This is a genomic window from Kluyvera georgiana ATCC 51603, from assembly GCF_001654985.1.
In the GTDB taxonomy this organism is placed as follows: Bacteria; Pseudomonadota; Gammaproteobacteria; order Enterobacterales; family Enterobacteriaceae; genus Kluyvera; species Kluyvera georgiana.
In genome coordinates, this window is record NZ_LXEU01000014.1 from 22,994 (window position 1) to 46,152 (window position 23,159).

The following is a 23,159-nucleotide window of genomic DNA, read 5'->3' on the forward strand; positions in this document are numbered from 1 at the left end:
AGAGATGCGTGAGGCGATTGCCGGGGATTTTACTGCTCACCGTTGCCACACTGGTTGTCGTTGTCGCGCTGCTGGTGAGCGGCCTGCGTCTGGCTTTGCCGCATCTGGATAAATGGCGTCCGGCACTGCTGAGCAAAATTGAAACGGCGACCGGGCTGCCGGTCTCCGCTTCGCAAATCCAGGCCAGCTGGCAGAATTTTGGCCCGACGCTTGACGTTCGCGATATCAAAGCTGGTCTGAATGACGGCGGCGAACTCTCTATCAAACGCGCCTCCATGGCGCTGGACGTTTGGCAAAGTCTGCTGCACATGCGTTGGCAGTTCCGCGAGCTGACCTTCTGGCAGCTGCAAATTCACACCAACACGCCGCTGCAGAAAAACGATAGCGGCGATGGCCTGAAGGGCGATCGTATCGGCGATCTCTTCCTGCGTCAGTTCGATCACTTCACCTTACGCGATAGCCATCTCAGCTTCCTGACCCTCTCCGGCCAGCGTGCCGAACTGGCGGTGCCGCAGCTGACGTGGGTGAATGACAAAAACCGTCACCGTGCCGAAGGCGAGCTGAGCCTTTCCAGCCTGACCGGGCAGCACGGGGTGATGAAAGTGCGCATGGATCTGCGTGATGAAAACGGCCTGCTAAACAAAGGCCGCCTGTGGCTGCAGGCCGATGATATCGACGTTAAGCCGTGGCTGGGCCGCTGGATGCAGGACAATATCGCGCTGACCAGCGCCCGCTTTAGCCTTGAGGGGTGGGCGACGCTGGATAAAGGCGAAATCGCCAGCGGCGACGTGTGGCTGAAGAAGGGCGGCGCCAGCTGGCAGGGCGACCAGCAAACGCATCAGCTCTCGGTGGATAACCTCACCGCGCATCTTTCACGGGAAAAAGAGGGCTGGGAATTCCGCATTCCCGATACCCGCATCACCATTGATAATACGCCATGGCCGCGCGGCGCGCTGGCGCTGGCGTGGATCCCGGCTCAGGAAGTCGGCGGACCAGACGCTAAGCGTAGCGATGAGCTGCGCATCCGCGCCAGCCACCTGTCGCTTGCGGGGTTAAACGGTCTGCTGCCCATTGCCGAGAAGCTCTCGCCGGAAGTGGCTGATATCTGGCGCACGGCTCAACCCACCGGCATGATTGATGCTCTGGCAATGGACATTCCGCTCCAGCAAACCAACAAAACACGCTTTAACGCCAGCTGGGACAACCTCGCCTGGAAGCAGTGGAAGCTGCTGCCGGGCGCTGAACACGTTTCAGGTAGCGTCTCGGGCAGCGTTGAGAACGGCGCGCTGCACGTCGCCATGCAAAAAGCGCTGATGCCTTACGAGCACGTGTTTCGCGCGCCGCTGGAGATTGCCAACGGTGTTGCCACCCTGAATTGGGTGAACAACGACCAGGGCTTGATGCTGGACGGGCGCAATATCGACGTGCAGGCGACCGGCGTTCGTGCCGCGGGCGGCTTCCGCTATCTTCAGCCAAAAGACGATCAGCCCTGGCTTGGCATTCTCGCCGGTATCAGCACTGATGATGGCGGTCAGGCGTGGCGCTACTTCCCGGAAAACCTGATGGGCAAGAAGCTGGTTGACTACCTGAGCGGCGCGATTAAGGCCGGGAAGGCGGAAAACGCGACGTTGGTGTACGGCGGTAACCCGCACCTATTCCCCTATAAGCACAACGAAGGTCAGTTCCAGGTCTACGTTCCGTTGCACGACGCAACCTTTGCCTTCCAGCCGGACTGGCCGGCGCTGACCAATCTTGATATCGAACTGAACTTTATTAACGATGGCCTGTGGATGAAGGCGGACAAAGCGACGCTCGGCGGCGTGACCGCCAGCAATCTTGAGGCGGCCATTCCAGACTACGAAAAAGAGAAGCTGCTGATCGACGCCGATATCAACGGCCCGGGTAAGGCGGTGGGTCCGTATTTCCAGGAAACCCCCCTCCACGATTCGCTGGCGGTGGCCCTTGAAGAGTTGCAGATTGACGGTGATGTGAGTGCACGCTTACATCTTAATATCCCCCTCGACGGCGAACAGGTCACCGCTAAAGGCAAGGTGGCGCTGAATAACAACAGCCTGTTCATCAAGCCGCTGGACAGCACGCTGCATAACCTCACAGGCAAATTCAGCTTTGAAAACGGCAACCTGACCAGCGAACCGCTGACGGCAACCTGGTTTAATCAGCCGCTGAATATCGATTTCACCACCGCCGAAGGGGCGAAAGCGTATCAGGTTGGCGTGAATATGCAGGCTGATTGGCAGCCAGCGAAAATGGGCGTGCTGCCGAAACAGCTCAACGATGCGTTGAAGGGCAGCGTGCCGTGGAAAGGCAACGTGGCGATTGAGCTGCCGTATCACGGCAGCGCCACCTACAAGGTAGGCATTACCGGCGATCTGCAGAATGTGAGCAGTAACTTACCTTCGCCAGCCAACAAAACGGCGGGTCAGGCGCTGCCGCTTAAAATTGACGTCGACGGTAATCTGCGCAGTTTCGACCTGACCGGCAACGTCGGTCAAAGTAACCACATTAACAGCCGCTGGCTGCTGGGCAATAAGCTGGCGCTCCAGAGCGCCATCTGGACCTCGGACAGCCGCACGGTACCGCCGCTGCCGCAGACGCCGGGAATTGAACTCAATTTACCGCCAATGGATGGTGCGCAGTGGCTGGCGCTGTTCCAACACGGCGCGGCAGATAGCGTTAGCTCGGCAGCCTCGTTCCCGGAAAGCGTTACGCTACGTACGCCGTCGCTGACCTTTGCCGGCCAGCAGTGGAATAACCTGAGCCTGGTCTCAAAACCGACGGCTGACGGAACACGGGTGGAAGCGCAGGGCCGTGAAGTTAACGCCAGTCTGACGATGAAGAACAACTCGCCGTGGCAGGCCGCGATCCGCTATCTCTACTACAACCCTTCGGCGAATCCTCTGGCGCAAGCGGCCAGTGCTGAAAGCACGAGCGTCACAGCCAGCGGCAGCGCTATCGATTTTCGCGGTTGGCCCGATCTTCAGCTGCGCTGTGCTGAGTGCTGGCTATGGGGACAAAAATACGGGCGAATCGACGGTGATTTCAGCGTCAAAGGCGATACGCTCTCGCTGGCAAATGGGCTGGTGGATACCGGTTTTGGCCGCCTGACCGCCGATGGCGTGTGGGTGAATGCCGCTTCTGGTCAGCGGACCTCGCTGAAGGGCAAAATTCACGGTAACAACGTTGATGATGCGGTGGCCTTCTTCGGCGTTTCCACGCCAATTCGCGACGCGTCCGTTGATGTAGACTACGATTTACATTGGCGCGATAAACCATGGCAGCCGGACGTCGCTTCGCTGAACGGCATTCTCAAATCGCGCGTTAGCAAAGGGCAGTTTACTGATATCTCTACGGGCCATGCGGGGCAACTGCTGCGCCTGCTGAGCGTCGATGCGCTGCTGCGTAAGCTACGTTTTGACTTTAGCGACACGTTCAGCGACGGGTTCTACTTTGACTCTATCCGTAGTACCGCGTGGATTAAAGACGGGATCCTGAATACCGATGATACGCTGGTGGATGGCCTGGAAGCGGATATCGCCATGAAAGGTTCAGTTGATCTGGTGCGCCGACAGCTGAATATGGAAGCGATTGTTGCGCCGGAAATCTCGGCGACGGTCGGCGTGGCGACCGCTTTCGCGGTAAACCCCATTATCGGCGCGGCGGTGTTTGCCGCTACCAAGGTGCTGGGACCCTTGTGGAACAAGGTCTCGATCTTGCGCTATCGCATCACCGGCCCGATCGACAAACCACAAATTAACGAAGTGCTGCGCCAGGCGCGTAGCAATAAATAGCCGTGATTTGACGCAAGCCTTGAATTGCCTCAATCTCATACGACCAACACCCAGAATACAGGCCCGCCATGCTGAAGGCTCGCGGGCATTAAAGAGTAGCGAAATAATGAGTCTAAACCTGGTAAGTGAACAATTGCTGGCGGCGAACGGCCTGAATCATCAGGACCTGTTTGCCATTCTTGGTCAACTCACGGAACGCCGTCTGGACTATGGCGATCTCTATTTTCAGTCCAGCTATCACGAATCCTGGGTTTTAGAAGACCGTATCATTAAAGACGGTTCCTACAATATCGACCAGGGCGTCGGTGTCCGTGCGGTCAGCGGCGAGAAAACCGGCTTTGCCTACGCCGATCAGATCAGTCTCCTGGCGCTGGAGCAGAGCGCACAGGCGGCACGAACCATCGTGCGTGACGCGGGCGATGGTAAGGTACAAACCCTGGGAGCGGTTGAACACCCGGCGCTGTACACCTCGCTGGATCCGCTACAAAGCATGACGCGCGAAGAGAAGCTGGATATTCTGCGCCGCGTTGACAGCGTCGCGCGTGCCGCAGACTCGCGCGTGCAGGAAGTCACCGCCAGTCTGACCGGCGTGTATGAGCTGATTCTGGTGGCGGCAACCGACGGTACGCTGGCGGCGGATGTTCGCCCGCTGGTGCGTTTGTCGGTTAGCGTGCAGGTGGAACAAGACGGTAAACGCGAGCGCGGCGCCAGCGGCGGCGGCGGTCGTTTTGGCTATGACTACTTCCTGGCCGACCTCGATGGCGAAGTCCGCGCTGATGCGTGGGCGAAAGAAGCCGTGCGTATGGCGCTGGTCAATCTGTCTGCGGTCGCTGCGCCAGCGGGTACGCTGCCTGTTGTGCTCGGAGCGGGCTGGCCGGGCGTGCTGCTGCACGAAGCAGTAGGCCACGGTCTGGAAGGCGACTTCAACCGTCGCGGTACTTCGGTCTTCAGCGGGCAGATGGGCCAACTGGTGGCGTCTGAGCTGTGTACGATTGTGGATGACGGCACGATCGGCGACCGTCGCGGTTCCGTCGCGATTGACGATGAAGGCGTGCCGGGCCAGTACAACGTCCTGATTGAGAACGGTATCCTGAAAGGTTACATGCAGGACAAGCTCAACGCACGCCTGATGGGCGTGGCGCCCACCGGTAACGGGCGTCGTGAGTCCTACGCGCATCTGCCGATGCCGCGCATGACCAACACCTACATGCTGGCAGGCAACTCTACGCCGCAGGAAATTATTGAATCCGTTGAGTACGGTCTGTATGCGCCGAACTTCGGCGGTGGCCAGGTGGATATTACCTCCGGGAAGTTCGTCTTCTCCACTTCGGAAGCCTACCTGATTGAAAACGGTAAGGTGACTAAGCCGGTGAAAGGGGCCACGCTGATTGGTTCCGGTATCGAAACCATGCAGCAGGTGTCTATGGTCGGTAACGACCTGAAGCTGGATAACGGCGTCGGCGTTTGTGGTAAAGAAGGCCAGAGCCTGCCGGTTGGCGTTGGCCAGCCGACGCTGAAGGTGGATAACCTGACCGTGGGCGGCACGGCCTGACCTGAACGGTGATAGGCATGAATGGCGCGACGCCTGCAGTCGCGCCATTTTTTTAGCGTAAATGATCCAGCGGGATCTCGGGGTCCGGCTCGTGAGTGATGCGGTTACGTAAATCACGACGAATGATTTCAATAGACCAGAACCAGATCAGGTGCCCCACGATTTCGGAGACGTGCTCGTACCAGGGAAGCTCAAAAAGCGGCGGCGTTAATCCCATTAATGGGAATGAGATCATGTGGACGAAAAGTTGGGCTAAGGCCCCGGCAAGCAGACCCTGCCAGAGTTTAATTTTGGGGAAGACTTCCGCGACTACGCAATAGCCAACAGCGAAGACGATAGAAAAAATAATATGCGTGACGCCAACCCAGTTAAATATATGACCAGCAAATGTGTATACCACCGCATTAGGATCGGCAACACCTAACCAATCGCGTAGAAATACATAGGGAGGGTTCAGGAAATTGCGCGAACAATCAATTTGACCGGCCGCTCTGATCAATTGTTCCGGCCCGCATGCGCTGCTAAATAAATCAGTAGGGCTACGTGGAGGCAGCGGAACTTCTGCACCCCATTTAACGAAGGCCGAGACAATCCCAGCGATTAAACCAATGAAAGCGGCGAGTCCATAGCGCCGGCGTGAAGGCGGCGTCATTTCAAATAGATTCATACATGGCCCTTGTCTAAAGTAATCCTGAATATTGCACGCTTATTGTTTATATCTGTAACTAATATAATAGTCTCAATTTCAGATATGAATAATAAGATAGGTGACGCTCGCCGGTAGTGTCAATTCGCTAATCTTGATAGTCCAAAGGTGGATATTTTAGATTAGCGATAACGATGTTGAGACTATATTCAGATAAAGCATATCTATAGTCTTTTTTAATGTTTAAAGTGATATCCCAGCACTACTCTTTCCTTCTTCCGCGCATTCCCTGAAATAAGTCCGCCACTTCGACAAAATACTCGGTCAGATAGTTGATACAGACTTGCACTTTTAGCGGCAGCTTGTCTTTCTCGGTATACAGGGCATACACCGGCCGGGGATCGGACTGATAACGCGGGAAGAGAATTTCTACCTCCCCGCGGTTGATCTCCTCGATCACCCACATCAGGGGCACATAGGCCAGCCCTGCTCCTGCCGAAAGCCAGCGGGTGAGAGTCATCGGATCGTTGGTGACAAAACGTCCTTGAGGGATGAGGCGCGTGGAAATGCCCTCCGGGGCAACCAGCTCGAATTCGTTATCTGGCCGAACGCTGTACTCCAGCCACGAATGATTGGCGAGGTCGGCAGGTTTTTCCGGTACTCCCGCCTGTTGCAGGTAGCTTTTCGCGGCGCACACCACCATCGGCATCGCGCCTAACCGACGTGAAAAGAGGCTCGAATCCTGTAAGGATCCGACGCGGATAACCACATCAAGCCCATCGGCAATCAGGTCTGGCGCGGGAATGCCGGTGACCAGATTGACCGTTAACTCGGGATACTTTTTCAACATATCGGCGGTGATCCGTGCGAGAACATTTTGTGCCATAGTTGAAGAGCAGCCGATACGCAGCGTTCCAATCGGCGTGTTATTAAAAGCGTAGAGCTGTTCGTGAACGTCCTGGACTTCGTGCAGCATGCGGCGGCAGCCCTGGTAATAGATTTTACCGGCTTCGGTGAGACCAATGCTTCGCGTACTGCGATTAAGCAGTTTGACCTGGAGCTCATCTTCCAGTTTAGAGACAGTCTGGCTGATGGAAGAGACGCTCATCTGTAGCTGTCTGGCCGCGGCAGTAAAGGAGCCATGCTCGACAACTTTGGCAAACACCGACATCCGTTTTAATCGTTCCATTGTTCACTCTGGCTTAAAAGTGATTTGCATCACACTATGTAGATAAGGCGATAACAGTTACGTTAATATACTGTTAGTTGCATAACTAAATCTTCAATCTCACCTGCATGCTAGTCTGGTAAGGTCAACATGAGCCTGTTTCCTGTCATCGTGATTTTCGGTCTCTCTTTTCCACCGATCTTCTTTGAGCTGCTGTTATCGCTCGCCATTTTTTGGGTGGTGCATCGAGTGCTGGTGCCAACCGGGATCTATGATTTTGTCTGGCATCCCGCGTTGTTCAACACTGCACTGTATTGCTGCCTGTTTTATTTGATATCACGTTTGTTCGTTTGAGGTAGATGTGAAAACACTAACAAGAAATATCTCCCGTACCGCTATTACGGTGATACTGGTCGTCCTGGCGTTCATCGCAATTTTCCGCGCCTGGGTCTATTACACCGAATCCCCCTGGACGCGAGACGCGCGCTTTAGCGCGGACGTGGTGGCTATCGCCCCCGATGTGTCGGGGCTGATTACCGGCGTTCAGGTAAAGGATAACCAACTGGTTAGCAAAAATCAGGTTCTGTTTGTGATTGACCAGCCGCGCTACCAGAAGGCGCTCGCCGAAGCAGAAGCCGATGTCTCCTACTACCAGGCGCTGGCTGAAGAGAAAAGCCGTGAGGCCGGGCGTCGTAACAAGCTGGGCATCAATGCAATGTCACGTGAGGAAATCGACCAGTCTAACAACGTGCTGCAAACCGTTCTGCACCAGTTAGCGAAGGCTCAGGCAACCCGCGATCTCGCGCGTCTTGACCTTGAGCGTACCGTGATTCGCGCGCCAGCAGACGGCTGGATAACCAACCTGAACGTTTATGCCGGTGAGTTTATCACCCGTGGTTCTACGGCGGTGGCGCTGGTCAAGCAGCACTCCTTCTACGTGATGGCCTATCTGGAAGAGACCAAGCTGGAGCGCGTGCGTCCGGGCTACCGTGCGGAAATTACGCCGCTGGGCAGTAACCGCGTGTTGAAAGGCACCGTTGATAGTATGGCGGCGGGCGTCACCAACGCCAGCAGCAGCGTCGACAGTAAAGGGATGGCGACCGTTGATTCCAATCTGGAATGGGTACGCCTGGCCCAGCGCGTGCCGGTCCGTATTCATCTTGATGACGAACCGGGTAACCTGTGGCCGGCGGGTACGACCGCTACGGTGGTGATCACCGGTGAAAAAGACCGTGATGTCAGCCAGATGACGTTCTTCCAGAAACTGGCGCTGCGCCTGCGTGAATTCGGTTAATCGCCATGGGCATCTTCAGTATTGCCAACCAGCACATCCGCTTTGCCATTAAGCTGGCCTGCGCGGTGGTGCTGGCGCTGTTTGTCGGTTTTCACTTTCAGCTTGAAACCCCGCGCTGGGCGGTACTCACCGCCGCGCTGGTAGCCGCCGGTCCGGCCTTTGCCGCGGGTGGTGAACCCTACGCGGGGGCGATTCGTTACCGTGGGATGCTGCGTATTGTTGGTACTTTTATCGGCTGTATTGCCGCGCTGGTGATTATTATCACCATGATCCGCGCGCCGCTGCTGATGCTGCTGGTGTGCAGCATTTGGGCCGGTTTCTGTACCTGGATCTCGTCGCTGGTGCGCGTCGAGAACTCCTACGCCTGGGGGCTTTCCGGCTATACAGCGCTGATTATCGTTATTACGATTCAGGCCGAACCGCTGTTAACGCCACAGTTCGCGGTAGAGCGCTGCAGCGAGATCGTGATCGGTATTGTCTGCGCGATCGTCGCCGATCTGCTCTTCTCTCCGCGTTCGATCAAAAAAGAGATCGATAACGAATTAGATTCGATGCTCATCGATCAATACCGCCTGATGCAGCTGTGCATTAAACACGGTGACAGCGATGAAATGGATCGTGCCTGGCTTGCGCTGGTGCGCCGCGCTACCGCGCTGGAAGGCATGCGTAGCAACCTGAATATGGAGTCATCACGCTGGACGCGCGCTAACCGTCGCCTGAAAGCGCTGAATACCGTCTCGCTGACGATGATTACCCAGGCCGTTGAAACGTTTATCATGCAGAATTCGCGCCCGGAGCTGGTGACAGACGCCTACCGCGAGCTATTTGAGAAGCCGGTAGAGACGGTGCAGGATGTACATCGTCAGCTTAAGCGCATGCGTCGCGTGCTGGCGTGGACCGGCGAACACGACACGCCGGTCACCATCTACAGTTGGGTCGGTGCGGCCACGCGCTATTTGCTACTCAGACGCGGTGTGGTTGGCAACGCCAAAATCAGCGCCCGCGAAGAAGAAATTCTGCAAAGCGAAGTGGTGGTGAGGCCGGAATCCGCCGAACGTCATCATGCGATGGTCAACTTCTGGCGTACCACGGTTTCCTGCGCGTTGGGCATCTTATTCTGGCTATGGACCGGCTGGACTTCAGGTAGCGGGGCGATGGTGATGATCGCCGTGGTGACCTCGCTGGCGATGCGTCTTCCCAATCCGCGCATGGTCGCGATTGACTTCCTCTACGGGACGATCGCCGCTTTGCCGATCGGTGCGCTCTATTTCCTGGTGATCATGCCCGCCACCCAGCAAAGTATGTTCCTGCTGTGCCTGAGCCTGGCGGTGATGTGCTTCTTTATCGGCATTGAGGTGCAGAAACGGCGGCTGGGTTCGCTTGGCGCGCTGGCCAGTACCATCAACATTCTGGTGCTGGATAACCCGATGACTTTCCACTTCAGCCAGTTTCTCGACAGCGCGCTGGGGCAGATTGTCGGCTGCTTTATGGCGCTGATCGTCATTCTGCTGATTCGCGATAACTCGCGCTTGCGCACTGGCCGTGTGTTGCTGAACCAGTTTGTGTTTGCCGCCGTTTCGGCGATGACCACCAATATGGCGCGGCGCAAAGAGAACCATCTGCCAGCGCTGTATCAGCAGCTCTTTTTACTGTTGAATAAGTTTCCCGGTGATGTCGCTAAGTTCCGCCTGGCGCTGACGCTTATCATTGCGCACCAGCGCCTGCGCGACGCACCGATTCCAGTCAATGACGATCTGTCGGCTTTCCACCGCCAGTTGCGCCGTACCGCCGATAAGGTGATTTCGGCCAGCAGCGACGATAAACGCCATTACTACTTCTCGCGGTTGCTGGACGAATTAAGCGTTTATCAGGATAAGCTTCGCGTCTGGGAAGCGCCTGAGCAGGTGACGCAGCCGGTTGAGCGGCTGGTGGCGATGCTGCATAAGTATCAGAGCGCTTTAACCATCAATTAGTCAACTTCCCGGGCCGAATAGACCCGGGAAGTTTTACCACCACGCGGCCTCGTGTGCCCCCAGCGGCATCGCGGGCAGCGAGAAGCGCATCGGCGTGTGCGCCAACGACAGCGCGCTATTGAAGTAGCGCAGTTCGCCAAATGGCCCCTGTTCCACAGCCATACCGCCCGCGATGGCTTGAGCATCCGGTGGCGGTACGTGACGCCATTCCGCCAGGCTTCCCAGCTCCTGTAGCCACGTTGCCGTTCGGCACAGCGACACATCCACCTGCCATGCGCCGCCTTCGTGACGCTGACGCTCCAGCGCCATCAACACACTAAGTGTTGCCAGGTAGCCGCTCAAATAGTCGTTGGGATAGGTTGGCCCCAACTGCGGCTGGCCCGCTTCGCCCTGTGCCACCGCCATTCCCGTTATCGTTTGAGCCAGTTGTTCAAACCCAGGGCGATCTTTCCATGGCCCCCGATGACCGTAGCAGTTCAGGTTCACGGTGATAATGTGCGGATTGTTGTGCGCCATTTCTTCATTGCTGAGACCATAGCGGGCGAGCGCGCCTGGGCGATAGCTCTGCACAAACACGTCACCCTCACGCACCAGCTGCGCCGCTCGCCTTGCCCCATCGGCGCTGGACAGCTCGAGGTAGGCGTTGCGTTTGCCGTGGTTGGTATCGACGTCAAACGGCAGAATACGTGGGCGATAGGGAGATGAGATATGCAGTACGTCAGCGCCCATCTGCGCCAGCCCGCGCGTGGCGGTAGGCCCGGCAATCACATGCGTGAAGTCCAGCACCCGCAGCGACTGAAGAACCCGCTCGTGACCGTACTGGCGAGGTTTGGGGGGGCTGTCTGTCAGACGCGTAAGGCGGATCAGCGGCTCCCGGCTGACCGCCTGCCCCTGCGGATGCGCCAGCCATTCATCATGACTACGGGCGATTGCCGCGCACAGCCCGGCGCGGGCGATCGTCTCTTCGAGCGCCTCGGCCTCCCACTTCGCTACCGCCTGCGCCACTCTGGCGCGATTATTCGGTACATCGAGGATATCGAGAATACCGTCACGTAGCCGCGGGTAGCCGCCATGGAGGAAAATCCAGCGGTTGTCCTGGGTGAGGTAGAAATCGGTAGTGGGATAGTCGGGATCGTTGTACTGCCAGTTATATCCGTTCTGTTGCTGAAAGGTCACCGCATGAGTCGATGCGGCAGCGCAGCGGACATCGACGTGAATGTCCTGCTGGGTACCTCTCAGCACGTCCAGCATAATCCCCTGCAGCGCCAGTATTGATGCGGCGGCGTCACCGATGGCAAACGGCGTGGGATAAATTGGCCCACAGCTGCTTAACGTCACTTTATTCGTAGCGAAATGCGCCAAACCGAGTTCCTGGCGCAGCTTATTGAAAACAGGATATTCACTCATCACAGCACGCTTCCCCGTCATTAATGCGACTTTCGTTATTCTGGCAACTATTGCCGTAAAAGCGATAGCTATACTTAACTGGAAACACTTTTCAGGAGGGTGTAATGACCACGCAAGCGCTACAGGACAATGACCTTTTTCAAACAGGCTATCTGGTAAATGGCGAATGGCGCCATCTCGATACCACCTTTGACGTGCTGAACCCGGCTACGGGTGAGGTGGTAGCAAAGGTGGTGAAGGCCGGGAGGCATGAGACCGAGCAGGCGATTGCCGCCGCGGCAAAAGCGTTCCCACAGTGGCGGGCAAAAACGGCGAAAGCGCGCTCGGAGCTGCTGTATCGCTGGTATCAGCTGATAATTGAAAATAAAAGCTGGCTGGCGCGTCTGATGACCATTGAACAAGGCAAACCGCTGAAAGAGGCGGAAGGCGAGGTGGATTACGCGGCAAGTTTTATCCAGTGGTTTGCGGAACAGGGTAAGCGGGCAAATGGGGAGATCATTCCCCCGGCTAAACCCGGCTCGCGTATTCTGGCGACGCGTGAACCGATTGGCGTGGTGGCAGCTATCACGCCGTGGAACTTCCCGATGGCGATGCTGACCCGTAAGCTTGGCCCGGCGCTGGCCGCGGGGTGTACCGGGGTAATTAAGCCTGCCAATAACACGCCGCTCTGCGCCTTCGCGCTGCTGGCGCTGGCGAAGAAGGCGGGGATCCCTGATGGCGTGTTGAATGCCGTTGCGGGCAATACGCAGGAGATCAGTGACGCCATTATGGCGAGTCACGATGTGCGTAAAATCTCCTTTACCGGCTCGACGTCAGTGGGGAAAACGCTGGTGCGTAACGCAGCGGAAACGATGAAGAAAGTGTCGATGGAGCTGGGGGGCAATGCGCCCTATATCGTGTTTGAGGATGCGGATATCGACGCGGCGGTACAGGGGGCGGTAGCGAATAAATTCCGCAACGCCGGGCAGGTGTGCGTCAGCGTGAACCGTTTTTATATTCACGATAGTGTCTACGATCGTTTCACCAGCCAGCTTGCCGCTGTCGTGAAAGCGTTGAAGGTCGGTAACGGTCTGGATGATGGCGTTGTGGTTGGCCCGCTGATTGAAGCGGCGGCGGTGAAGAAGGTGCGTGAGCACGTGGAAGACGCCGTCTCAAAAGGGGCGAAGGTGCTGGCCGGCGGGCAGCCTCATGAGCTGGGGGGCAACTTCTGGCAGCCGACGGTGCTGGGCGACTGTCAGGAACAAATGCTGCTGGCACAGGAAGAGACGTTTGGCCCGCTGGCGGCGTGCTTCCGCTTCCGTGATGAGGATGATGTTATTCACCGGGCGAATGATACGCCCTACGGCCTGGCCGCCTATTTCTACACGCAAAACCTGTCTCGCGTGTTCCGCGTTTCACAGGCGTTAGAGAGTGGGATGATCGGTATTAACGAATGTGCCGTATCGACTGAGCTGGGGCCGTTCGGCGGCGTTAAGGAGTCCGGGCTGGGGCGTGAAGGCTCGGTGCTGGGGCTGGAAGAGTACCTTGAGGTGAAAACGTTGCACATTGGGGGACTTTAGTTTTGCAGGATGGGAGAGGGCGTGAGATGAAAATCTATACTTTTGATTTTGATGAGATAGAGGATCAGGGCGATTTTTATCGGGAGTTCGCTCAACTCTTTGCCCTCGATCGTGAGTCGATTCGCGATTTAGATGCGCTTTGGGATGCGGTCACCGGCCCGCAAATGCCGTTACCGCTGGAGATCGAGTTCATCCATCTCAACGACAAGCAGCGTCGTCGCTATGGGGCGTTGATTCTGCTGTTTGATGAAGCAGAAGAAGAGCTGGAAGGGATGCTGCGTTTTAACGTTCAGCGGGCATAAAAAAGCCCTCGCATAAGGGCGAGGGCAAGTCGTCGGACAAGACGACGAGGGTTTATTTGTACAGCTCAGCCGTAGCGTGCCAATGGTCGCCGGTACGGGCTTCAATAATGCGGTAGCTGCTGGCGCCTTGTTTTTCGGCTTTAGCGGCTAATGCGCTGCGCATATCCATCGGGTCGCTACCGATCTGAGAAACAGAAACGGTGCCGACGGATTGCAGATTCTGTGCCTGCTCCGCGTTAACCTGTTGCACTGCGGCGCTTGCGCCGAAGGACAGAACGGATGCCAGACCAAGGGATGCGATGATCATTGCGCTTTTCATAATGTTTTACTCCTCACCATATTCTTCATTCTTCAGCGGTGAGAGGATGTTCTTTCTGATTCCTGGGACCGCTGGGTATTTAACTTTTCTACACTACCGACGTGCTGCCTGATGCGAACTTATTTGTACAGTTCAGCCGTTGCGTGCCAATGAGCGCCGGTACGCGCTTCAATGATGCGATAGGATGATGCACCTTGTTCTTCCGCTTTTTTGTTCAGCATTTCGTGCATATCCATCGGAGATGAACCGACGGAACCGATGGAAACGGTGCCGATTGACTGACGGCTTTGTGCTTGAACGCTGCTGATAGAGTCAGCGGCAAACGCACCGAAAGAGATAACGGAAAGGATGCTCAGAGCGGCAACAGTTGTTTTGATTTTCATGATACTCACCTCGTCGAATTCTTTTGGAAGGTCTTTGTTTTGTGACCCTCATCACGAAATTAAGTATACACTAATCACCTAAAATATTAATACCCAGCTAATTGTTTCGCGTGTAATTAGGTGTCAAAAATCGTCATTTTTAGAACATATATGTATAAAAAAATACATATTTCGGTAAAGTTAAGTGTTAATTGTGATGATAATCAATTAGATATGATAATTTGATATTTTGTGCGGTTATGAATAGATATATTCACTGGATCTATGATTTTGACCAGAAAATCGCACTTAATGTTAACGAGACGGGAGTGAAACGTAGGGAAATTTGCCGTTAAAGCAGCTCCTCTGGTGGGCCAGAGGAGAAAGGAAGAGGGATTACAGCTCCTGCTCAAACAGAACCTGGATGGCCTCGTAGAGATCTTTAACGGTGAACCCGCGTGCCGGCGTGGTGAAAATCGTGTCGTCACCGGCAATACTGCCGAGGATGCCTTCCGCTTTACCCAGTGAGTCCAGCAGGCGGGCAATCAGCTGTGCAGCGCCGGGGCTGGTATGGATAACCACAACGGCATCGTTGTAATCAATATCCAGTACCAGATTTTTCAGCGGGCTGGTGGTGGTCGGCACGCCCAGCTCGGCTGGCAGGCAGTAAACCATTTCCATTTTGGCGTTGCGGGTACGCACGGCGCCAAACTTGGTCAGCATACGAGAAACTTTGGACTGGTTAATATTATCGAAACCTTCTTCCTGCAAGGCCTGAACAATTTCGCCCTGAGAGCTAAATTTTTCTTCCTTCAGTAATGCTTTAAAGGCTTTAACTAATTCTTCTTGTTTAGTTGAACTTCGCATAAGTCACCCGAGTATGGTGGTGAAATTGACATTATTATGCATATAGGTGAATTTTTATGCAAAATAATTTACTACAGAGGCTAAGCCAAATAGAGAAAGGGCGGATTTTAGCAAAAATTAGACCTAAGAAACATGCCTATATCACGGGATCCAAATAAGTTAAAAGTAAATGAAATGTTATTAAATTGCTGTTGTTTTACGCAACATGCTGAGTATATTGTAATCGATAGTTGATGAAAATTTGGTTTCGTAGAAAGGCCTTTTTCTGGGAGTAGTGCGGATGCTGTTGAATGGCCCGCATTCTGTAAGCAATTATATTGTAATTATTTACCTTGTGAATTAAGGTCGCCGCAATGGAGTAACAACTGGTATCTCCTGCGTTGGTTTATGCGGTCCACGACAGGTTGTTACCTGAAAGTCATTAACCATAATAAGGAGTTTAGGATGAAAGTCGCAGTCCTTGGTGCCGCCGGCGGTATTGGCCAGGCGCTTGCCCTACTACTAAAGACCCAACTGCCTTCAGGTTCAGAACTCTCTCTCTATGATATTGCCCCCGTCACGCCTGGTGTGGCGGTCGATCTCAGCCATATTCCGACTGATGTCAAAATCAAAGGTTTCTCCGGCGAAGACGCCACGCCCGCACTCGAAGGCGCTGATGTTGTCCTGATTTCTGCCGGTGTGGCCCGTAAGCCCGGTATGGATCGCTCCGATCTGTTTAACGTTAATGCCGGGATTGTCAAAAACCTGGTGCAGCAAATTGCCAAAACTGCCCCGAAAGCCTGTATTGGTATTATCACCAACCCGGTGAATACCACGGTGGCCATTGCCGCCGAAGTGCTGAAAAAGGCGGGCGTATACGACAAGAACAAACTGTTCGGCGTTACTACGCTGGATATCATCCGTTCCAACACCTTTGTGGCGGAGCTGAAAGGTAAAAGCGCTGGTGATGTGGAAGTGCCGGTTATCGGCGGCCACTCCGGGGTGACGATTCTGCCTTTATTATCGCAAATTTCCGGCGTGAGCTTCTCCGATCAGGAAGTGAACGACCTGACCAAACGCATCCAGAACGCGGGTACCGAAGTGGTGGAAGCGAAAGCGGGTGGCGGCTCGGCTACGCTCTCCATGGGCCAGGCGGCGGCGCGTTTCGGCCTGTCTCTGGTTCGCGCCCTGCAGGGCGAGAAAGGCGTGGTTGAGTGCGCCTATGTGGAAGGTGACGGACAATACGCCCGTTTCTTCTCGCAGCCGCTGCTGTTAGGTAAAAACGGGATTGAAGAACGTCAGTCGATTGGCAAACTGAGCGCTTACGAACAGCAGGCGCTGGAAGGCATGCTCGATACGCTGAGAAAAGATATTCAGTTGGGTGAAGATTTTATTAATAAATAAGGCGTGACGCCTTAGACGTGACAAAGGGGCCAATGGCCCCTTTGCTTTTCACGCCGTTTAGTTCGACGCCGGATATTCCTGAATCGTCACCTGCATCGTCAGTTTCTTATCATCACGCATCACGACCACCGGAATGACCGATCCCGGACGAATCTCGGCGACCTGGTCCATGGTTTCCAGCGCGGAAATCGCCGGTTTGCCGTTGACCGAAATAATCACGTCGTTGTTCTGAATACCCGCCTGTGCCGCCGGGCCGTCCGGAGCTATCTCATTGACGACAATACCCTGAATCTGCTCAATGCCGCTGCCCTGTGAGTGCAGTGGCGCTATTTCACGCCCGCTGATGCCGATAAAGCCACGAATCACGCGTCCGTCACGAATCAGCTTATCCATAATTTTGGTCGCCAGCTGGAACGGAATGGCAAAACTCAGCCCTTCAGGAGTTTCACCGTCGTTACTCTTATCGAAAGAGAGGGTGTTAATGCCCATCAGCTCACCCAGCGAGTTGACCAGCGCACCGCCGGAGTTACCGTGGTTGATGGAGGCATCGGTCTGCAGAAAGTTCTGTCGACCGCTCGGGTTGAGGCCGATACGACCGGTCGCGCTGATAATCCCCTGAGTAATGGTCTGCCCGAGGTTGTAGGGGTTGCCGATGGCCAGCACCACGTCACCGATGTGCGGTGTGCGCTTCGGGTTAATGGGGATGACCGGCAGGCCGCCGGTGGCGTTGATTTTAAGGACCGCCAGATCGGTCAGGCTATCGGAGCCGACCAGCAGGGCTTCAAACACGCGACCATCCTGGAGGGCGACGATAATCTGATCGGCGTCGTTGATCACATGTTTGTTGGTAATAATGTAGCCGCGCTCGTCCATGATCACCCCGGAGCCGAGCGTTTTGATTTCCAGCTGATTATTGGTGTTGCTGTTCAGACTGCGGTTATAAACGTTCACCACCGCAGGGGCAGCGCGACGCACCGCAGTGTTATAGCTGGCGGGCGCTTCATCTGTACTGCTAAAGCGCTCGGTGGATAATGGATTCCACTGACGCAAAGAAGGGACGGTGACAATGAGTATGCCGCCAACCAGTAAACCAAGTGCAACTGAACGTAAGAGCTTTACAAGCATGATACAGGCATCGTTGATGAGGAAACTGGACGAAGCATACCACGAGAGAAACCGGACATACATTCCAGGCTATGCCCGGTTTCTCGTGGATTAGCGCAGAAGCAGGTAAATACTTTCATTACCGCGCATCACATTGAGCGCAATGACCGCCGGTTTGGCTTCAAGCACCTTGCGAAGTTCGGCGATGGACTGTGTCGGCTGGCGGTTGATCCCCACGATCACATCATCTTTATGCAAACCAATCTGCGCCGCAGGGCTCCCTTTTTCCACGTCAGAAATGACCACCCCTTTGGTACCGCTTTTCGCCTGGCCATCGCTGAGCGATGCGCCTTCCAGCGCTGGGATAATCAGCTGCGCGCTAGCGGTTGATGAGGTGCTCTTGTCCAACGTCACCTCCACTTCCAGCGGTTTGCCGTCGCGCAGCAGGCCCAATTTGACCTTCGAACCCGGCTCCGTGGTGGCGATGCGGGACCGCAGCTCGGCGAAACTATTCAGCGGCTTGCCGTTCAGGCTGGTAATCACGTCGCCGGACTTAATCCCTGCTTTTGCTGAACCGGAACCCGGCAGCACTTCGCTGACAAAGGCCCCGCGCTGCACATCGAGATTAAACGCTTTGGCGATGTCGGCGGTCATCTCCATACCGCGGATGCCGAGCAGGCCGCGTTTGATTTCACCAAATTGAATCAGCTGCTGGGCCAGGGTCTGCGCCATGTTGCTGGGGATAGCAAAGCCGATACCGACGCTGCCGCCACCGGGCGCCAGAATGGCGGTGTTAATTCCGATCAGCTCGCCGTTCAGGTTCAGCAGCGCGCCGCCAGAGTTACCGCGGTTGATGGCCGCATCGGTCTGAATGAAGTTCTCCAGCCCTTCCAGGTTGAGGCCGCTACGGCCCAGCGCCGAGACGATACCGGACGTGACGGTCTGCCCCAGGCCGAACGGGTTCCCGACGGCGACGGCGAAGTCGCCTACGCGCAGTTTGTCGGAGTCAGCGATGGCGATTTGCGTCAGATGGCTGGCTTTCTGGATTTGCAGCAGCGCGATGTCACTCTGGTCGTCGCTGCCGATAAGCTTCGCTTCAAATTCGCGGCCATCGTTCAACTGAACGCTGATTTTTTGCGCGTCGCTGATGACGTGATTGTTGGTCAGCACGTAACCTTTAATGGCATCAATAATGACGCCTGAGCCCAAACCTTCAAATTGTTGGGTGGGTTCATTGGCCGTGTTGCCGCCATCATCACCAAAGAATTTCTTGAGTTCGTCCGGCACCTGCTGATTGACAGGTGCCGTGCCTTCAACCTGAACGCTCACCACCGCAGGCAGCACTTTCTCCAGCATCGGCGCGAGGCTAGGCAGCGCGCCCTGGCCTGGAACCTGCGTCGGCAGCGACGCGAACACCGGCGCCGGAGCGGCGAGGGATAACCCAACGCTTAACGCCAATGCACTTAACAGTAAAGTTGATTTATTCATTGATGCTGGCCCTCATGACCCTGGATGCAAGAACACGACTTCCCGAAAAGACTGATGTTATTGAAGTAAATATAGACGGCGTAGGCAGAAGAGGACGGGCGCATGTCATGCGCCCGTAAAATATTTGTGGAATGCAGATTAATCGCGTTTTGCGCCGCTACGCAGCAGGCCGGATGCACCATCGGAGTAGTCGCGCGGCATCTGTACCGGTGCCTGATCGTTACCGGCTTCTGACTCGGCCAGACGGTTACGGAACGGGTTGGCTTCTGCAGACATGCCCGGCAGCAGGTTGCTGGAGCTTTTCGCCATGTGCTGGTAGATCTGGCGATAGTCATCAGCCATGTTATCGAGCAGCTCGGCGCTGCGGGCGAAATGGCTGACCAGCTCTTCGCGGTACTCTTCCAGCTCGGCTTTGTTTTTCTCCAGCTCGTACTGCAACGCCTGCTGCTGGCGTAATTTACGATTACCAAAACGCATGGCTACGGCACCGATGATGATACCGACAACTAACCCAATTAGCGCGTATTCCCAGGTCATGAACATCTCCCATTGTTTTGTTGTTCCGTAGGGTATTGGCGGCTTCGGCAACTCCATGCCAGCGCCCGATAGTGCCACTATAACCGCTAATCCTGTAGAAGTGGAATCCTGACGCATCATCGCGTAGTGTAGAACGGACTTTTTTTAGTCAATCGTGAAGTAAGACATACCGGTTTTCAAAGGAATAACAATTAGATCATGCAAAGCCAGTCCCCCACATCGCGCTACCTTCAGGCCCTCGAGGAGGGCAGTCATCAACCTGACGATGTCCAGCGCGAGGCGGTAAACCGTCTCGATACCATTTACCAGGAACTCCAGCATAAAACGCCCGTCTCAGCCCCGGTCGGTGGCCTGCGCGCGCGTTTTGGCAAACTGCTCGGCAAGAAAGAGTCTGACGCGCCGAGCGCCGTACGCGGCCTTTATATGTGGGGCGGCGTGGGGCGCGGGAAAACCTGGTTAATGGATATGTTCTATCAAAGCCTGCCGGGCGAGCGGAAGCAGCGCCTGCACTTCCACCGCTTTATGTTACGGGTGCACGAAGAACTGGGCGCGCTCCAGGGGCATACGGACCCGTTGGAAATTGTGGCCGAACGCTTTAAAGCCGAGACCGACGTGCTGTGCTTCGATGAATTTTTTGTTTCCGATATTACCGATGCCATGCTCCTCGGCGGCCTGATGAAGGCGCTGTTCGCGCGCGGTATTACGCTGGTCGCGACCTCCAACATCCCGCCGGATGAACTGTATCGCAATGGGCTGCAGCGCGCGCGCTTCCTGCCGGCGATCGAGGCGATTAAAGAGCACTGCGATATCATGAATGTCGACGCGGGCATCGACTATCGTCTGCGTACGCTGACGCAGGCGCACCTGTGGCTCTCGCCGCTCAACGCAGAGACCCGTCAGCAGATGAATAAACTGTGGCTGGCGCTGGCGGGGACGCCGCAGATGAACCAGACCACGCTGGAGATTAACCACCGTCCGCTGCCCACCCTTGGCGTAGAAAACCAGACGCTGGCGGTCTCCTTTAATACTCTGTGCGTCGACGCACGCAGCCAGCACGACTACATTGCGCTGTCGCGTCTGTTCCACACCGTGATGTTGTTTGACGTGCCGGTGATGACGCCATTGCTCGAGAGTGAAGCGCGTCGCTTTATCGCGCTGGTGGACGAATTCTACGAGCGCCATGTGAAGCTGGTGGTGAGCGCCGAAGTCGAGTTGTACAACATCTATCAGGGCGAACGACTGAAATTTGAGTTCCAGCGCTGCCTGTCGCGTTTGCAGGAGATGCAGAGCGAAGAGTATCTGAAGCGCCCGCACATGCCGTAAATGCCACCCTCTCCCCGTGGGAGAGGGGCTGGGGGTGAGGGCATCAGGCCGCACATCTTCAAACCCCGAAAAACCCGTAGCAAATCACATAAAGGGGTCGACCTTTGACCCCGACTTCTCTATAATCTTGCGACCCCACGTTACAAGAGAGTTTTTTTCCCAAAACTTTCTCTGCGCCGGCATAGGCTATTCGAAGGGGTAGGTTTGCCGGACTTTGTCGTGTGAACCTCAACTGACTAAACGTTTGGGTGTTCACCAACGTGTAACTTATTTATTTGGGTAAGCTTTTAATGAAAACTTTTACAGCTAAACCAGAAACCGTAAAACGCGACTGGTATGTTGTTGACGCGACCGGTAAAACTCTGGGCCGTCTGGCTTCCGAACTGGCTCTGCGCCTGCGCGGTAAGCACAAAGCGGAATACACTCCGCACGTAGATACCGGTGATTACATCATCGTTCTGAACGCTGACAAAGTTGCTGTAACCGGCAACAAGCGTACTGACAAAGTGTACTATCACCACACCGGCCACATCGGTGGTATCAAAGAAGCGACCTTTGAAGAGATGATTGCCCGCCGTCCTGAGCGTGTGATTGAAATCGCGGTTAAAGGCATGCTGCCAAAAGGCCCGCTGGGTCGTGCTATGTTCCGTAAACTGAAAGTTTACGCTGGCAACGAGCACAACCACGCGGCACAGCAACCGCAAGTTCTTGACATCTAATCGGGATTATAGGCAATGGCTGAAAATCAATACTACGGCACTGGTCGCCGCAAAAGTTCCGCAGCTCGCGTTTTCATCAAACCGGGCAACGGCAAAATCGTTATCAACCAACGTTCTCTGGAACAGTACTTCGGTCGTGAAACTGCCCGCATGGTAGTTCGTCAGCCGCTGGAACTGGTCGACATGGTTGAGAAACTGGATCTGTACATCACCGTTAAAGGTGGTGGTATCTCTGGTCAGGCTGGTGCGATCCGTCACGGTATCACCCGCGCTCTGATGGAGTACGACGAATCCCTGCGTGGCGAACTGCGTAAAGCTGGCTTCGTTACCCGTGATGCTCGTCAGGTTGAACGTAAGAAAGTCGGTCTGCGTAAAGCACGTCGTCGTCCGCAGTTCTCCAAACGTTAATTGCTTTCTGCTTCGGCAGACAACAATTTGCGAAAAAACCCGCTTCGGCGGGTTTTTTTATGCCCACTGAACGGGGACTGACGCGCTCTTTTTCCGCTTTTCCGGAATCCCCTCACCACAAGTCGTTCAAAATCTGGTAGACTATCTTCCAATTTTCTGCCCAAATGCGCGCGATTGTTCATTTTTTGTTTAGTTTGTGAACGAGAATGTCGTTTAGCGTGTAGCTGAGGCTTGTCATCTGGCTAGCCGCCGTTGTGGCTGGTAGCAGTAAAAATTCTGAATATACCTGGAGGTTTTCATGGCTGTCGCTGCCAACAAACGTTCGGTAATGACGCTGTTTTCTGGTCCTACTGACATCTATAGCCATCAGGTCCGCATCGTGCTGGCTGAGAAGGGTGTCAGCTTTGAGATAGAGCACGTGGAAAAGGACAATCCACCGCAGGATCTGATTGACCTCAACCCGAATCAAAGCGTTCCGACACTCGTAGATCGTGAGCTGACGCTGTGGGAATCACGCATCATTATGGAATATCTTGATGAGCGTTTCCCGCACCCGCCGCTGATGCCGGTTTACCCGGTTGCACGTGGTGAAAGCCGCCTGTACATGCACCGTATCGAGAAAGACTGGTACTCACTGATGAACACCGTGATGACCGGTTCTGCCGCGCAGGCTGACGCCGCGCGTAAACAGCTGCGTGAAGAGCTGCTGGCGATCGCGCCGGTCTTCACCCAGAAGCCGTTCTTCCTGAGCGATGAATTCAGCATTGTCGACTGCTACCTGGCGCCGCTGCTGTGGCGTCTGCCGGTAATGGGCATTGAGCTGAGCGGTGCAGGCGCGAAAGAGCTGAAAGGCTATATGACGCGCGTCTTCGAACGTGACTCTTTCCTCGCCTCCTTAACGGAAGCCGAGCGCGAAATGCGCCTTGGCCGGGGTTAACT

Annotated in this window: 21 protein-coding genes; 12 read left to right on the top strand and 9 right to left on the bottom strand. The window is 55.3% G+C overall.

What is annotated here, in order from left to right:
• Window positions 1-8: 8 nt before the first annotated feature.
• Window positions 9-3,809: an AsmA2 domain-containing protein YhdP gene (gene yhdP / locus M989_RS02880; RefSeq protein ID WP_064541750.1), complete on the top strand. Its 3,801-nt coding sequence runs from the start codon at window positions 9-11 to the stop codon at window positions 3,807-3,809.
• A 106-nt stretch (window positions 3,810-3,915) separates the two neighbouring features.
• Window positions 3,916-5,361: a metalloprotease TldD gene (gene tldD / locus M989_RS02885; protein WP_064541753.1), complete on the top strand. Its 1,446-nt coding sequence runs from the start codon at window positions 3,916-3,918 to the stop codon at window positions 5,359-5,361.
• Window positions 5,362-5,413: 52 nt separating this feature from the next.
• Here tldD and M989_RS02890 read toward each other — a convergent pair whose 3' ends face one another.
• Both M989_RS02890 and aaeR read right to left on the bottom strand, forming a co-directional pair.
• Window positions 5,414-6,028 carry a YagU family protein gene (locus M989_RS02890; RefSeq protein ID WP_064541756.1) on the bottom strand — a complete coding sequence of 205 codons (615 nt, stop codon included), beginning with the start codon at window positions 6,026-6,028 and terminating at the stop codon, window positions 5,414-5,416.
• A 241-nt stretch (window positions 6,029-6,269) separates the two neighbouring features.
• Complete coding sequence (gene aaeR, locus M989_RS02895) at window positions 6,270-7,196, bottom strand: HTH-type transcriptional activator AaeR (protein WP_064541759.1); 927 nt, start codon at window positions 7,194-7,196, stop codon at window positions 6,270-6,272.
• Between the two features lie 129 nt (window positions 7,197-7,325).
• Here aaeR and aaeX point away from each other — a divergent pair, with 129 nt between their 5' ends.
• Genes aaeX through aaeB form a run of 3 tightly spaced genes read left to right on the top strand, consistent with a single transcriptional unit; the run spans window position 7,326 to window position 10,442 of the window.
• Window positions 7,326-7,529 carry a p-hydroxybenzoic acid efflux pump operon protein AaeX gene (gene aaeX / locus M989_RS02900; RefSeq protein WP_064541762.1) on the top strand — a complete coding sequence of 68 codons (204 nt, stop codon included), beginning with the start codon at window positions 7,326-7,328 and terminating at the stop codon, window positions 7,527-7,529.
• A 7-nt stretch (window positions 7,530-7,536) separates the two neighbouring features.
• Window positions 7,537-8,469, top strand: a complete 933-nt coding sequence (gene aaeA / locus M989_RS02905; protein ID WP_064541765.1) for a p-hydroxybenzoic acid efflux pump subunit AaeA — start codon at window positions 7,537-7,539, stop codon at window positions 8,467-8,469.
• A 5-nt stretch (window positions 8,470-8,474) separates the two neighbouring features.
• Complete coding sequence (aaeB, locus tag M989_RS02910; RefSeq protein ID WP_064541768.1) at window positions 8,475-10,442, top strand: p-hydroxybenzoic acid efflux pump subunit AaeB; 1,968 nt, start codon at window positions 8,475-8,477, stop codon at window positions 10,440-10,442.
• A gap of 33 nt (window positions 10,443-10,475) precedes the next feature.
• Here aaeB and M989_RS02915 read toward each other — a convergent pair whose 3' ends face one another.
• A complete protein-coding gene (locus tag M989_RS02915; protein WP_064541771.1) occupies window positions 10,476-11,849 on the bottom strand; it encodes a CoA transferase in 1,374 nt (457 codons plus the stop codon).
• Window positions 11,850-11,953: 104 nt separating this feature from the next.
• Between M989_RS02915 and M989_RS02920 the strand changes: the two genes are divergently transcribed.
• Both M989_RS02920 and M989_RS02925 read left to right on the top strand, forming a co-directional pair.
• Window positions 11,954-13,408: an NAD-dependent succinate-semialdehyde dehydrogenase gene (locus M989_RS02920; protein WP_064541774.1), complete on the top strand. Its 1,455-nt coding sequence runs from the start codon at window positions 11,954-11,956 to the stop codon at window positions 13,406-13,408.
• 26 nt (window positions 13,409-13,434) lie between these two features.
• Entirely contained in the window at window positions 13,435-13,710 is a 276-nt protein-coding gene (locus tag M989_RS02925; protein ID WP_064541777.1) for a barstar family protein, read from the top strand.
• Between the two features lie 52 nt (window positions 13,711-13,762).
• Here M989_RS02925 and yhcN-B read toward each other — a convergent pair whose 3' ends face one another.
• The 3 genes from yhcN-B to argR all read right to left on the bottom strand — a co-directional run bounded on the left by yhcN-B (window position 13,763) and on the right by argR (window position 15,258).
• Window positions 13,763-14,029 carry a DUF1471 family stress response protein YhcN-B gene (gene yhcN-B / locus M989_RS02930; RefSeq protein ID WP_064541780.1) on the bottom strand — a complete coding sequence of 89 codons (267 nt, stop codon included), beginning with the start codon at window positions 14,027-14,029 and terminating at the stop codon, window positions 13,763-13,765.
• A gap of 119 nt (window positions 14,030-14,148) precedes the next feature.
• Entirely contained in the window at window positions 14,149-14,412 is a 264-nt protein-coding gene (yhcN, locus tag M989_RS02935; protein WP_064541784.1) for a peroxide/acid stress response protein YhcN, read from the bottom strand.
• Between the two features lie 375 nt (window positions 14,413-14,787).
• The gene (gene argR / locus M989_RS02940; RefSeq protein WP_035891195.1) at window positions 14,788-15,258 is read right to left on the bottom strand and encodes a transcriptional regulator ArgR; all 471 of its coding nucleotides are present in this window, start codon (window positions 15,256-15,258) and stop codon (window positions 14,788-14,790) included.
• Between the two features lie 444 nt (window positions 15,259-15,702).
• Here argR and mdh point away from each other — a divergent pair, with 444 nt between their 5' ends.
• A complete protein-coding gene (gene mdh, locus M989_RS02945) occupies window positions 15,703-16,641 on the top strand; it encodes a malate dehydrogenase (protein WP_064541787.1) in 939 nt (312 codons plus the stop codon).
• Window positions 16,642-16,698: 57 nt separating this feature from the next.
• Here the strand turns inward: mdh and degS are convergent, their stop codons facing one another.
• The 3 genes from degS to zapG all read right to left on the bottom strand — a co-directional run bounded on the left by degS (window position 16,699) and on the right by zapG (window position 19,770).
• Complete coding sequence (gene degS / locus M989_RS02950; RefSeq protein WP_064541790.1) at window positions 16,699-17,766, bottom strand: outer membrane-stress sensor serine endopeptidase DegS; 1,068 nt, start codon at window positions 17,764-17,766, stop codon at window positions 16,699-16,701.
• A 90-nt stretch (window positions 17,767-17,856) separates the two neighbouring features.
• Window positions 17,857-19,233: a serine endoprotease DegQ gene (gene degQ, locus M989_RS02955; RefSeq protein WP_064541797.1), complete on the bottom strand. Its 1,377-nt coding sequence runs from the start codon at window positions 19,231-19,233 to the stop codon at window positions 17,857-17,859.
• Window positions 19,234-19,371: 138 nt separating this feature from the next.
• Window positions 19,372-19,770, bottom strand: coding sequence for a Z-ring associated protein ZapG (gene zapG, locus M989_RS02960; protein WP_064541800.1), 399 nt, complete (start codon window positions 19,768-19,770; stop codon window positions 19,372-19,374).
• A gap of 198 nt (window positions 19,771-19,968) precedes the next feature.
• Here zapG and zapE point away from each other — a divergent pair, with 198 nt between their 5' ends.
• The 4 genes from zapE to sspA all read left to right on the top strand — a co-directional run bounded on the left by zapE (window position 19,969) and on the right by sspA (window position 23,157).
• Window positions 19,969-21,093: a cell division protein ZapE gene (gene zapE, locus M989_RS02965; RefSeq protein ID WP_064541803.1), complete on the top strand. Its 1,125-nt coding sequence runs from the start codon at window positions 19,969-19,971 to the stop codon at window positions 21,091-21,093.
• Between the two features lie 290 nt (window positions 21,094-21,383).
• Window positions 21,384-21,812, top strand: a complete 429-nt coding sequence (gene rplM / locus M989_RS02970) for a 50S ribosomal protein L13 (RefSeq protein WP_064541805.1) — start codon at window positions 21,384-21,386, stop codon at window positions 21,810-21,812.
• Between the two features lie 15 nt (window positions 21,813-21,827).
• Window positions 21,828-22,220 carry a 30S ribosomal protein S9 gene (gene rpsI / locus M989_RS02975; RefSeq protein ID WP_000829815.1) on the top strand — a complete coding sequence of 131 codons (393 nt, stop codon included), beginning with the start codon at window positions 21,828-21,830 and terminating at the stop codon, window positions 22,218-22,220.
• Window positions 22,221-22,518: 298 nt separating this feature from the next.
• A complete protein-coding gene (gene sspA, locus M989_RS02980) occupies window positions 22,519-23,157 on the top strand; it encodes a stringent starvation protein SspA (RefSeq protein ID WP_064541808.1) in 639 nt (212 codons plus the stop codon).
• The last annotated feature ends 2 nt before the right edge of the window (window positions 23,158-23,159 follow it).